General features: G+C 67.6%; 11 protein-coding genes and 1 pseudogene. 6 read left to right on the top strand and 6 right to left on the bottom strand.

The annotated features are described in order from the left end of the window. Positions 1-129: 129 nt before the first annotated feature. Positions 130-507 (bottom strand): VOC family protein, encoded by a 378-nt coding sequence (locus AC30PD_RS07855; RefSeq protein ID WP_489535094.1) that lies wholly within the window; start codon positions 505-507, stop codon positions 130-132. A gap of 763 nt (positions 508-1,270) precedes the next feature. After that, positions 1,271-1,657 (bottom strand): hypothetical protein, encoded by a 387-nt coding sequence (locus tag AC30PD_RS07850; RefSeq protein WP_489535093.1) that lies wholly within the window; start codon positions 1,655-1,657, stop codon positions 1,271-1,273. A 135-nt stretch (positions 1,658-1,792) separates the two neighbouring features. On the opposite strand from AC30PD_RS07850, the gene AC30PD_RS07845 reads away from it, so the two are divergent. The 6 genes from AC30PD_RS07845 to AC30PD_RS07820 all read left to right on the top strand — a co-directional run bounded on the left by AC30PD_RS07845 (position 1,793) and on the right by AC30PD_RS07820 (position 8,573). After that, on the top strand, positions 1,793-2,860 hold the full coding sequence (locus tag AC30PD_RS07845; protein WP_489535092.1) for an integron integrase: 1,068 nt from the start codon (positions 1,793-1,795) through the stop codon (positions 2,858-2,860). Positions 2,861-2,898: 38 nt separating this feature from the next. Further along, positions 2,899-6,141, top strand: coding sequence for an error-prone DNA polymerase (locus tag AC30PD_RS07840; RefSeq protein WP_489535091.1), 3,243 nt, complete (start codon positions 2,899-2,901; stop codon positions 6,139-6,141). A gap of 181 nt (positions 6,142-6,322) precedes the next feature. Continuing rightward, on the top strand, positions 6,323-6,514 hold the full coding sequence (locus tag AC30PD_RS07835) for a hypothetical protein (protein WP_489535090.1): 192 nt from the start codon (positions 6,323-6,325) through the stop codon (positions 6,512-6,514). A 45-nt stretch (positions 6,515-6,559) separates the two neighbouring features. After that, on the top strand, positions 6,560-7,345 hold the full coding sequence (gene yaaA / locus AC30PD_RS07830) for a peroxide stress protein YaaA (protein WP_489535089.1): 786 nt from the start codon (positions 6,560-6,562) through the stop codon (positions 7,343-7,345). Positions 7,346-7,364: 19 nt separating this feature from the next. Beyond that, entirely contained in the window at positions 7,365-8,216 is an 852-nt protein-coding gene (locus AC30PD_RS07825; protein WP_489535088.1) for a 2OG-Fe(II) oxygenase, read from the top strand. A 117-nt stretch (positions 8,217-8,333) separates the two neighbouring features. Further along, positions 8,334-8,573 (top strand): hypothetical protein, encoded by a 240-nt coding sequence (locus tag AC30PD_RS07820; RefSeq protein WP_489535087.1) that lies wholly within the window; start codon positions 8,334-8,336, stop codon positions 8,571-8,573. 78 nt (positions 8,574-8,651) lie between these two features. On the opposite strand, the gene AC30PD_RS07815 is transcribed toward AC30PD_RS07820, so the two are convergent. From AC30PD_RS07815 to AC30PD_RS07800, 4 genes and pseudogenes are all read right to left on the bottom strand, one after another. Then, a complete protein-coding gene (locus tag AC30PD_RS07815) occupies positions 8,652-9,137 on the bottom strand; it encodes a hypothetical protein (RefSeq protein ID WP_489535086.1) in 486 nt (161 codons plus the stop codon). Between the two features lie 96 nt (positions 9,138-9,233). After that, positions 9,234-11,408 (bottom strand): prolyl oligopeptidase family serine peptidase, encoded by a 2,175-nt coding sequence (locus AC30PD_RS07810; protein WP_489535085.1) that lies wholly within the window; start codon positions 11,406-11,408, stop codon positions 9,234-9,236. Positions 11,409-11,508: 100 nt separating this feature from the next. Continuing rightward, on the bottom strand, positions 11,509-12,354 hold the full coding sequence (gene fghA / locus AC30PD_RS07805) for an S-formylglutathione hydrolase (protein ID WP_489535084.1): 846 nt from the start codon (positions 12,352-12,354) through the stop codon (positions 11,509-11,511). Further along, positions 12,354-12,580 (bottom strand): annotated as a pseudogene (locus AC30PD_RS07800) (S-(hydroxymethyl)glutathione dehydrogenase); the annotation flags it as partial. The pseudogene AC30PD_RS07800 and the gene fghA, both read right to left, overlap by 1 nt.

The raw sequence follows: 12,580 nt of genomic DNA, 5'->3' as shown, positions 1-12,580 counted from the left end.
GTTTGAGGTAACCGGCGCGGAACGGCATGACGGCGTAAGGCCCAGAATGAAATGGAGGGCCTGAAGCTGGCATGCCGTGGAGCGTCCGGTTGACCGAAGGGTTAGGCGTCGCGGTGGAGATGCTCAACTCTATGCCTGCTTCGGAATGTTCTGCGCAATGCGCCACAAGACGCCGCTTGGATCGAAGAGAGTGAAGTCTCGCATTCCCCAGGGTTGAGTCTGGGGCTCTCCCACCTTCACATTGAAGCGTGCTGCAACTGCCTTGGACTTCTCGTGCCACGCATCGACGCTCTCGACAAGCAAGTGCATTTGATAGTTCGCGGCGTGCTCTTGAACGAAGAAGTCTTGCAGCAAGAAACTCGACTCGCCACAGTGGAAGTAGGCAATATCTTCGAAAACTGAGGCGCGAGTGAAGCCAAGTGCTTGATAGAACTCCATAGAAAGCGCGAAGTCCTTTGCCGGGACGAAGGCCTTGAGTTCGACGACAGCGAGACTTTCTGCATTCACGTGTAACGACGCCTAACGTGATTTAGACATCAAACCCACATGGGCATAGAAAGCCAGATGTGGGCATAGATGGCAACAAGTGGCCATAGATGGGAGGTCATCTATGGCTAGGTTTGCGAACAACGCCATGCAGGCCGGTGCGGGCGGACAAGTGATTTGCATGAATCGAAGTCTAGCCCTCTCACGCATGGGCGCTCTTTTGTGACGCCTAACGTTTGACTTAAGCGGACCGCCGTAGGCGGGTCCGCTTGAAGGAATGGTTAGGCGTCGGTCGGGTTGCGCTGGCGCGACCTTCTGTGGCTTGGCCAGAGAAGATGCCTGACGTGGCAGAGCCGCAACCTTGAGCCTTTGTACTCATGCGGTTCATTGTGCACGACGGTGCGTTGGCACGGTAGACGAAAGCAAGCGGCCGGACAGTAGAAGTGCCGCCACGCGTGCGCTGACCGCCAGCGAAGCGGGACGGGCGGCCCGCGCTAACCGTGAAAGGTGCTGGACAGCACATCGACCGTAGCAGCTCGCGACCTGCGACCGTTCGATGTGAGGTGAATACGTCGATGCGCGCGGCGACACAGCTCTTGCTTGCGCAATCGCGGATCGCGGTGAGGCCACTCGCGGACAAGAACGAGAAGCCGCCTTCGATCTGAGCCGGGCTTTGATCGGAGGTACTTCGACGCCTAACGTGATTTAGACATCAAGCCCACCTAGCCATAGACAGTCGGATATGGGCATAGATGGCAATAAATGGCCATAGATGGGCGGCCATCTATGGCTGGGTTTCGACGATCTGGTCGCGCAGGCCGAGGCGGAGGGCCAGGGGTTTCGGCATTCGCCAGAGTCTAGCCTTGCCGTCCCATCGGGCGCCACCGGCGCGGGCGCGGGCCTGCAGTGCGGTTCTTGAGGGGTGGATGTTCACGCTGACGAGGCGTTCGGAGCGGGGGCGTATCGGCACACGTTCGACCACCAGTTCGACCGTGACGTGGCGGTAGTGGCCCTTGTCGTCTTGGCGGTGCCGCACGCAGAGAAGTTTGGCGCCGAATTTTCGCGCCAGCTTGAGGGCGCCTGTGGCGCCCGGCAAGAGTGTCTTGGTGATGCGCATCCGCGCCTTGTCTCGTTTGGGCATGAGCGATCCGGGGTTGATGCCCGCGTTCACGGCGGTGTTGTCGGCGCAGTCGTCGGGGTCGGTGCGGGTGGTCTGGGTGCCTTGACGGTGCTCGCTGCGGGGGTGTTCTTCGGGGTTACTTTACTGTATAAAAGAACAGTACTCAATCAGGATGAAGGCGCCTACATGGGTCCTGCGGTCCGCACGTTCCCGCCACTGCATGCCACCCGCCTGCTCGATCAGGTGCGCGAGCGTGTCCGCTACCTGCACTACAGCATCCGCACCGAGGATGCCTACGTGCACTGGATCCGCGCTTTCGTGCGCTTTCACGGCCTGCGCCACCCGCAGGAGATGGGCGCGCCCGAGGTCGAGGCCTATCTCGCGTGGCTGGCCGGCGAGCGCAAGGTGGCGGTGGCCACGCACAAGCAGGCGCTGTCGGCGCTGGTGTTCCTGTACCACCAGGTGCTGGGGCTCGACCTGCCCTGGCTGGCCGAGATCGGCCGGCCGAAGAGCCGGGTGCGTTTGCCGGTGGTGCTCACGCACGACGAAATCGGGTTGCTGCTGATGGCGCTCGATCCGCAGCACCGGCTGCTGGCGCAGCTGCTCTATGGCACCGGCATGCGCATCATGGAGGCGATCCGCCTGCGCGTGAAAGACCTCGATTTCGAGCGCCAGGCCCTGGTAGTGCGCGAGGGCAAGGGCGCGAAGGATCGTGTGGTGATGTTGCCGGCGTCGCTGGCACCGGCGCTGCGCGAGCAGATGGCGCGCGCGAGGCTGCTGTGGGCTGGTGACCGCGAGGCCGGCCACGCCGGTGTCCACATGCCCGATGCGCTCGAGCGCAAATACCCGCGCGCCGGGTCGACCTGGAGCTGGTTCTGGGTGTTCCCGCACCTCGAGTTGTCGACCGACCCGCGCAGCGGCGTCGTGCGCCGCCACCATGTGCTCGAGCAGACGTTCCAGCGTGGCTTCAAGCGCGCGGTCGAGCGTGCCGGCATCGTCAGGGCGGCCACGCCGCACACGCTGCGGCATTCGTTCGCCACGCACCTGCTGCAAGGCGGCTACGACATCCGCACCGTGCAGGAGCTGCTGGGCCACTCCGATGTCAGCACCACGATGATCTACACCCACGTGCTCAAGCTCGGCGGTGGTGCGGTGCGCAGCCCGCTCGATGCGCTGCGCGCCGGGCTGCCCGATGCGCAGCGCTGGCAGCTCGACATCGACGGCCGCGCCGTGGCCGCTGCGAGCGTGGGCTGAGGCCGCCGGCACGGCGCGCAGTCGGCGTTGTCACCACCATGAGCCCGCGGCTTCCCGGCTACGCCGAGCTGCACTGCCGCAGCAACTTCAGCTTCCTGACCGGCGCGTCGCACCCGGCCGAGCTGGTCGAGCGCGCGTGCGATCTGCGTTATGCCGCGCTCGCCATCACCGACGAGTGTTCGCTGGCGGGGGTGGTGCGTGCGCATGTCGCCGCGCGCGAGCACAAGCTGCACCTGATCGTCGGTGCCGAGATGCAGCTCACGCAGCAGCAGCAACAACAACAAGCGCCGCCGCGGCGGCAGCACCAGTCGCAACAACAACACGAGCCGCCGGGTCCGCTGCGCCACGCGCGCCTCGTGCTGCTCGCGCAAACCCGGCGGGGTTACGGCAACCTGTCGCACTGGATCACGGTGGCGCGGCGTCGGGCCGCAAAAGGCCAATACCTCGCACACCCCGGCGACGTGGAAGGCAAGATCCCGAACGCCCCCACGCTCGCCGGCCTGCCCGAGTGCCTGGCCTTGCTGGTGCCCGATGCGTCGCAGTCTTTCGAGGCCGTGTGGGCCCACGCGGTGTGGCTCAAGACCTGGTTCCAGGACCGCGCCGCGATCGCGCTGTCGCTGTTGCGCCGGCCTGGCGACGAAGCCCTGCTGAAGCTCGTCGAGCAGGTGGCGCAGCACATCGGCCTGCCCATCGTGGCCACCGGCGACGTGCTGATGCATGTGCGCTCGCGCAAACCGCTGCAAGACGTGCTCAGCGCCACGCGGCTCAGGCAGCCGGTCGCGCAGTGCAGTGCGCAGCTCGAATCGAACGCCGAACAGCACCTGCGTTCGCGCCTGCGCCTGGCCGGGCTCTACAAGCCAGAGTGGCTGCACAACACCCTGGTGATGGCCGGCCGCTGCAGTTTTTCTCTCGACGAGCTGAGCTACGAGTACCCGCAAGAGATCGTGCCGCCCGGCGAAACGCCGGGCAGCTACCTGCGCCGGCTCACCGAAGAAGGCGTGCCACGCCGCTTCCCGCTCGGCTTGCCGGACAAATATCGCCAGCAGCTCGAAGACGAACTCGTGCTGATCCGGCAGCTCGATTACGAGCGCTTCTTTCTGACCGTGGCCGACATCGTGCGCTGGGCGCGCAGCCAGGGCATCCTGTGCCAGGGGCGTGGCAGCGCCGCCAATTCGCTGGTCTGTTATTGCCTGGGCATCACCGAGGTCGACCCGCGGCGCGCCAGCCTGCTGTTCGGGCGCTTTTTGAGCATCGAGCGGGGCGAGCCCCCCGACATCGACGTCGACTTCGAGCACGAGCGGCGTGAAGAGGTCATCCAGTACATCTACGGCAAATACGGCCGGCACCGCGCCGCGCTGACGGCCGTGGTCATTCGTTACCGCCCGCGCTCGGCGCTGCGCGACGTCGGGCGTGCGCTCGGCATCGACGCACAACGCACCGCGCTGCTGTCGAAGAGCATGCATTGGTTCGACGGCAGCGAGGTCGACAACACGCGCGTGCAGGAAGCGGGCTTCGACCCGCAGGCCCCGCTCACGAAGCTGTGGATCGAGCTCACCCGCCAGCTGCTCGACTTTCCGCGCCACCTGAGCCAGCACCCCGGCGGTTTCGTGATCGCCGGCGGGTTGCTCGCGCAACTGGTGCCGGTCGAAACCGCCGCGATGAAAGACCGCAGCGTGATCCAGTGGGAAAAAGACGACCTCGACGAGTTGCGCCTGCTCAAGGTCGACATCCTCGCGCTCGGCATGCTCACCGCGCTGCGGCGCGCGCTCGTGTTCGTGGGCCACAAGCTCGGGCGCGAGTTCCTGATGCAAGACGTGCCCGACGACGACACGCCCACCTTCGACATGATCTGCCGGGCCGACACGGTGGGCACCTTCCAGATCGAGAGCCGCGCGCAGATGAGCATGCTGCCGCGCCTGCAGCCACGCAACTACTACGACCTGGTGGTCGAGGTGGCGATCGTGCGGCCCGGGCCGATCCAGGGCGGCATGGTTCACCCCTACCTGCTGAACCGGGCCTTGCCGAAGGCGCAGATCCAGTACCCCAGCGAAGAGATCAAGGTGGCGCTCGAGCGCACCCTGGGCGTGCCGATCTTCCAGGAACAGGTGATGCAGATCGCGATCCTGGCGGCCGACTTCACACCCGGCGAAGCCGACGAACTGCGCCGCTCGATGGCCGCGTGGAAGCGCAAGGGCGGCCTCGGGCACTACCACGAGCGGCTCGTCGTGCGCATGGTCGAGAAGGGCTACCCCGAAGAATTCGCCGAGCGCATCTTCAAGCAGATCCAGGGCTTCGGCGAATACGGCTTCCCCGAGAGCCACGCCGCCGGGTTTGCGCTGCTGGCCTACGTGAGCTGCTGGCTCAAGTGCCACCACCCCGACGCTTTTCTCGCTGCGCTGCTCAACAGCCAGCCGATGGGCTTCTATCAACCCGCGCAGCTGGTGCGCGACGCGCGCAGCCACGGCGTGGAAGTGCGGCCTGTCGACGTGACCGTGAGCGCCTGCCAGAGCACGCTCGAAGCGCCGGCCGGGGTGGTGGGTGCGGTGGCGGGTGCTTCGCTGCACGCCGTGCGCCTGGGCCTCGACCGCGTGGGCGGTCTGTCGGCCGCGGCGGCAACGCGCATCGTGGCCGCGCGCGCCGAGGCGCCGTTCGCCAACCCCGAAGACCTGGCCCGCCGTGCCTTGCTCGATGCCCGCGACCTGCAGGCGCTGGCGCAGGCCGATGCGCTGCGTGCGCTCACCGGCCACCGCCACCAGGCCGCCTGGGCCGTGGCCGGCATCGACACACGCCCCACGCCGATGCTGCGCGAGACCCGCGTCCACGAAACGCCGATCGTGCTGCCTGCGCCGGCCGAAGCCGAGAGCACGCTCGCCGACTACCGCTCGCTCGGCCTCACGCTGCAGCGCCACCCGCTGGCCTTGCTGCGCGAGCAGCTCGACCGCTTCCACGTGCAGCCCGCCGCGGTGTTGAACGGGTACCCGAACGGGCGCCTGGCGCGCGCCAGCGGCCTCGTCACGCACCGGCAGCGGCCCGGCACCGCCAAGGGCACGATGTTCGTCACGCTCGAAGACGACACCGGCGTCGTCAACGCGATCGTCTGGCCGGCGGTGGTCGAATCGCAACGCAAGCCGCTGCTCGCCGCCCGCCTGCTCACGCTGTTCGGCCGCTGGCAATGCCAGGGCGAGGGCGACAACGTGGTCAGGCACCTGGTGGTGGTGAAGGCGATCGACCACACCGGGCTGCTCGGCGGGCTGGTGAGTCGCAGCCGCGATTTCAGGTGACAGCGGGCAACCGGCAAACGGCGCGGGCCCGGGCGCTGTAGGAAAGAGCCGACAGCGTGTCGCGAGCGCGTCCGAATGACGCGGCGCGGTGCCATCAGCAGAATTCCTTCCAGTGCAGCCGATCCCACGAGCCGCACCCCAAAGACAACACGACAACACCGCACTTCAGGAGAAACCCGCCATGTTCACCCCGCGCAATTCCGTCTTCATCTTCGTCGCCGCCTGCTCGCTCGCCATGGCCGCCTGCCAGCCCGCCGAAGGCCCGGCCGAGCGTGCCGGCAAGAGCCTCGACAACGCCGCCCAGAAGGTCGGTGATCAGGTCGACAAGGCCGCCGACAAGGTGAAAGACGCCGTCAACGACGCGAAGAAGTAAGCCGCGCGACGCGGCGGCGCGGCACGGCTCGCGATAATCGCGGGCATGCTGTACGTGCTTTCGCCCGCCAAGTCGCTCGACTATCAGACCCCGACCCCCGAGCACGCGCTCGAGGGCGCCACCACACCACCCTTTCTAGACCGTTCGGCCGAACTGATCGGGCTGCTGCGCGAGCACACGCCCGAGCAGATCGCCGGGCTGATGAGCTTGTCGCCGGCGCTGGCCGAGCTGAACGTGGCCCGCTACCGGGCCTGGCGCAGCCGGGCCACGCCGCGCAACAGCAAGCCCGCGGCACTGGCCTTCGACGGCGACGTGTACGGCGGCCTTCAGGCGCCCACGCTGAGCGCCGCCGACCTGCGCTGGGCGCAAGACCATGTGGCGATCCTGAGCGGCCTGTACGGCGTGTTGCGGCCGCTCGACCGCCTGCAGCCCTATCGGCTGGAGATGGGCACCCGCTTGCCCAACGCCCGCGGCAAGGACCTGTACGCGTACTGGGGCGACACGCTCGCCGAACACCTGAATGCGCGCGCCGAAGCCGACGCTTCGCCGGTGATCGTGAACCTGGCCTCGCAGGAATACTTTCGCGCCGCCGACCGCAAGGCCCTGCGCCCGCGGGTCATCGAATGTGTGTTCGAGGAATGGAAAGGTGGTGGCTACAAGGTCATCAGCTTCTTTGCCAAGCGCGCACGCGGGTTGATGGCGCGCCATGCGATCACGAACCGCATCGCCACACCGGCCGGGCTGAAACGTTTCGACGCCGAAGGTTACGGCTTCGACGCCTCGGCCTCCGGCGCCGACCGCTTCGTTTTCCGGCGCCGCCAGGCCACCTGAGTTTGGCAAAATGCGGGCCATGAGTTCGCAGCCCGTCACCCCCGAATTGCGCCAGTGGATCATCGAGCAGGCCACCGCCGGCCAGCCGCCCGAGGCGGTCTTGCAGTCGATGCTGACCAGTGGCTGGAACGAAGACGTGGCGATCACGGCCCTCGAAGACACCTTGCGTGAACACCTGGCCGAGCGCAGCCGCTTGGCCGCATTGCCACCCGCCGTGCCGGTGCCCGAACCCCTGCCCGAAGGCACGCGCACGCGGCTGTGGGCCGTCGACCGCGAAGTCACGGTGCTCACCAGCCTGCACAACCCGCGGGTCGTGGTTTTCGCCAACCTCATTTCCGACGAAGAGTGCGACGAGATCATCACGCTCGCCCGCGCGCGGCTGGCGCGGTCTGAAACCGTGCAGACCGAAACCGGCTCCAGCGAAGTCAACGAAGCCCGCACCAGCCAGGGCATGTTCTTCGAGCGCGGCGAGCACGCCGTGTGTGCGCGCGTCGAAGCGCGCATGGCGGCGTTGATGAACTGGCCGCTCGAAAACGGCGAAGGCTTGCAGGTGCTGCGCTACGGCCCCGGCGCCGAATACAAGCCGCACTACGACTATTTCGACCCGTCGCAGCCGGGCACGCCCAGCATCCTGAAGCGCGGCGGGCAGCGGGTGGCCTCGCTCGTCTGTTACCTCAACACACCCGAACGCGGCGGCGCCACGATCTTCCCCGACGTGCAACTCGAAGTCGCGCCGGTCAAGGGCAATGCCGTCTTCTTCAGTTACGACCGGGCGCATGCCAGCACCCGCTCGCTGCACGGCGGCGCGCCGGTGGTCGAAGGCGAGAAGTGGGTCGCGACCAAGTGGGTGCGCGAAGGCCGTTTCGTCTGAAGAAAAACCGGGGCGGGCAGGGAACTTTCTGAAAAAGGCTGTCAACCGGGGGCGGAGCGGCCGCGTTGTCACCCCGGAGCATGTGCTCTTTATCCAGTTCCCCTGCAGGAATACACCATGAACAAAATCGTTGCCGCCCTGATCGCTTCCCTGTTCACCGTGGGCGCTTTCGCCCAAGCCAGCGCCCCGGCTGCTGCCCCCGCTGCCAAGGCTGCCCCGGCCGCCGCCGCTGCTGCCCCGGCTGCCGCGCCGATGGCCAAGGAAGCCGCTCCGATGGCCAAGGCTGCTCCGGCCAAGAAGGCCAAGAAGACCGCCAAGGCCAAGAAGGCCATGAAGGCCGACAAGCCGGCGGCCTGAGCCCCGACAGGCGGGCACCGGGGCAACCCGGCGCTCACCGCCAGAAAACCCGGCCTCGGCCGGGTTTTTTGTTGCCCGTCAGGCTCGCAGCTGGGTGTCGTCGTCGGGTGCGAACGGCCGGTTGCGTTCGATGCGCCGCCACTTGCGTTGCTCCCAGGTCTGCGGCCCCTGAACCGGCCAGCGCTCGATCAGCGCGGCCAGTTCGGCGCGCGGCAGGCGCGCGTAGGTCGGCCCCGAGAACCCCAGGAACCAGCGCCCGCGCCGCAGCCTCAGCGGCAACGCTGCCTGCGCTTCGTTGACCCAGTACACACACGCACGCTCGGTCCACCAGGCCTGGCGCTCGAAGTTGACGCGCCCGGCAAAGCCGGTGTCGGCCGGCAGCAGCAGGTGCTCGCCAGCGAGTTCGACCACGGCCAGCACCAGATCACCCGGCGAATCGCCGCTGTCCTGGTGCACGAAGATCACACGCTCGATCTGCGCCGCGTCGAAGCGGTCGACTTCTTCGTCTTCGCGGAAGACCACGATCTCCTGCCCTTGCCACGCGGTGCGCCACTGAAGTTTCATCGTTGGTCCTGTTGATCAGGCACAACCGTAGTCGATGAAGCCTGTTGCACTGTGTGCAGGCGCATCAAGGTGCAAGCAGGCGTTGGCGCGCGATCGTCAGAGGTTGTGGACCTCCAGCGGAACGGGCGGGCCGGCGGGCGTGAAACCGAAGACGCGCCCGTAGAAAGCGAGCTCGGCTTCGAGCACACGCCGGATCGTCTCGGCGCGCCGGAACCCGTGTTGCTCGCCTTCGAACATCAAGAGCGCCACCGGCAGGCCCTTGGCACGCACCGCGTCGAACATGGCCTGCGCCTGGGCCGGTGGCACGGCTTTGTCTTCGAGCCCCTGGAAAAGGATCATCGGGCTGTTCAGCCGCCCGGTGTGGTGCACCGGCGAGCGCTCGAGGTAGAGCGCCCGTTGCTCGGGGTAAGGGCCGACCAGCTTGTCGAGGTAGCGTGACTCGAACTTGTGCGTGTCTTTCGCCAGCGCTTCCAGGTCGCCGATGCCGTAGTGGCTGGCGCCGGCCTTGAAGAAGCTGCGGAAGGTCAACGCACACAGCGTGGTGTAGCCGCCGGCGCTGCCGCCACGGATCACGACGCGGTCGGCATCGACGTCACCCCGCGCGATGAGGTAACGCGCCGCGTTCACCGAGTCGTCCACGTCGACCACGCCCCAGCGGCCGCTCAGGCGCTCGCGGTAGGCGCGGCCGTAGCCGCTGCTGCCGCCGTAGTTCACGTCGACGATGGCAAAGCCGCGGCTCGTCCAGTACTGCAAGCCCCACTTGAATTCGGCGCCGCTGGCGCTGGTGGGCCCGCCGTGGTCGATCACGATCAGCGGCGCGCGCTCGCCTTCGGGGCCGCGGTGGCCGGCATTCGTGGGCGGGTAGTAGAAGGCGTGCGCCGTCAGCCCGCCTTCGGTCGGGAAGCTGATGGCCTGCGCGACCGACACGTGTTCGGCCGCGAGCGTGGCGCGGCTCGACGCCCGCAGCGTGCGCCAGGTGCGTGTCTTCAGATCGAGCCGCACCACGGCTGCCGGCGTGGTCTCGCTGGCGCCGACGAAGGCCACGAAGTCGGCGCCGACCTGCAGTTCGGCGATCGAACAACAGGGCGTGTCGATCAATTCGAACGTGCCGGCTTCGGCGTCAACCAATGCCAGCTTCGAGCGACCCGCTTCGACGAAGGTGCAGACGATGCGCCCGCGCGCGTCGAAGCCGTAGGTCGACATGCCGAAAGCCCACTGCGGCACGCCGAACTCGGCCGCCATCGGGTGCAGCGGCTGCACCTGCCCGCCACGCACGCGGTACAGGTTCCACCAGCCGCTGCGGTCAGAGACGAAGTGCAACTCGCCGGCGGGTGACCAGCTCGGCTGGAAGATTGATTCGCTCGGGCCACCGGCCACTTTCGATGGCGTGCCGAGCGAGCCGTCGGCCAGCACGTCGGCGAGCCACAGTTCGGTGCCGTCCCAGGGCATGTTCGGGTGGTCCCAGCTCAGCCACGCGAGGTGGTGGCCATCGGGGCTGAGGCGCGGCGACGAATAGAAGTCGTGGCCGCTGGCGAGCACGGTCGAGGCACCGTTCGAGAGCTTCACGCCGACGATCGTGGTCACCGCTTCGCCGCCTGCCGTGTGGTCTTCGCGCACGCAGACCAGGCGCTTGTGCAGCGCGTCGATCACCGCGTCGGCGTGGCGTTGGCCTGGTGCGTGAGTGAGCGCCTGCGGCTCTTCGCCGGCGCGGATGCGCCAGAGCTGCTGGTCGGCGTCGTTCACGAAGAAGCCGGCACGCCGCCCGACCGTGAAAGCGCCGCCGCCGTATTCGTGCGCGCGGCTGCGCACGTTCAGCGGCGCCGGCGTCAGGTCTTGCGTGCGGCCGTCGGCGCTGCACCAGACGAGCACGTTGCGGCCTTGCTCCTGCGGCCGGCCTTCGGTCCAGAACACGTCGTCGCCCAGCACCGCGAGCTGGCCGAGGCGGATGGTCTCGCCGACGATCAGCTCGGTGGTGACGGGCGAAGCCCAGGTGCCGAAAGGCGCGACGACGACTTCACGCGGAGGAGTCGCCGCTTGGGCCTTCACGGCGCGCGCCTGCTCGCGCCGCATGAACAGGTACAGGCTCTCGACCTTCTCGCGCGCCCACGGTGTCTTGCGCAGGAACTTCAGGCTCGACGCGATGCTCGGGTCGGTGGTGAAGCTCTTGATGGCGACGCGCTGGCCCAGCGCGGCCCAGCCGAAGTGGGCGACCAGCTCGGTGACGATCGCCTCGAGCGTGAGCCCGTGCAGCGGGTTGCGCTGCTGCGTCATGACCACACCCCGCCCGCCGAGTACTGCGGGCGACCCTCCGAGAGGGGCGGGCCTTGCTTGGGGCGGCCCGGCGCGGCGGCCCGCTGGCGCGTTTTCCGGCTCATGCAGCGTTCAGAAAGCGCGCGTGGTGCGCGATGTGGTCGGCCATGAAGGTCGAGATGAAAAAGTAGCCGTGGTCGTAGCCTGGGTGGCGGCGCAGCGTGAGCGGCTGGCCGGCGGCGGCGCACGCGGCCTCGAACAGATGCGGGTGCAGTTGTTCGGCGAGAAACTTGTCGGCCAGGCCTTGGTCGACCAGCAGCGGTGGCGTGCGCGCGCCGGCTTTCACGAGCTCGGTCGCGTCGTGGCGCGCCCAGGCCGCGCGGTCGTCGCCGAGGTAACCGCCGAATGCCTTCACGCCCCACGGGCATTGCGTGGGTGCAGCGATCGGTGCGAACGCCGAGACGCTCTGGTACAGACCCGGGTTCTTCAGCGCGAGCGTGAGCGCGCCGTGCCCGCCCATCGAGTGGCCGAACAGGCCGACGCGGTCAGCGCGGGCCTTGAAGTGCTTCAGCACCAGCGCACGCAGCTCGCTGGTCACGTAGCTGCCCATGCGCCAGTGTTTGCTCCAGGGCGCGGCGGTGGCGTCGAGGTAGAAACCGGCGGCGGTGCCGAAGTCCCAAGACGTGTCGGCGCCTTCGATGCCGGTGCTGCGCGGGCTGGTGTCGGGCGTGACGAGCATCAGCCCGTGCGCGGCCGCGTGCTGCTGCGCACCGGCCTTGATCGCGAACGTCTCTTCGCTGCAGGTCAGGCCCGCAAGAAAGAACAGCACCGGCACCGGGCCAGCCTGCGCCTGCGGTGGCACGAACACGCCGAACTTCATCGGCGTGCCGGTCTCTTCGGAGGGGTGCTGGTAGTAGCCCTGCACGCCGCCGAAGCAGGCGTGCTCGGCAAGCGTTTGAAGTGCCATCAGTACATCACCACCGAGCGGATCGACTCGCCGCTCTTCATCAGGTCGAAACCTTGGTTGATGTCTTCGAGCTTGAGCTTGTGCGTGATCAGGTCGTCGATGTTGATCTTGCCGTCCATGTACCAGTCGACGATCTTCGGCACGTCGGTGCGGCCGCGCGCGCCGCCGAAAGCCGAGCCCTCCCACTTGCGGCCGGTCACGAGCTGGAACGGCCGCGTGCTGATCT

The organism is Rhizobacter sp. (genome assembly GCF_032229685.1).
Taxonomy (GTDB): domain Bacteria; phylum Pseudomonadota; class Gammaproteobacteria; order Burkholderiales; family Burkholderiaceae_C; genus LMDS01.
The sequence above is the reverse complement of the archived record's forward strand: the minus strand, read 5'-3'. Positions and strand labels throughout refer to the sequence as shown.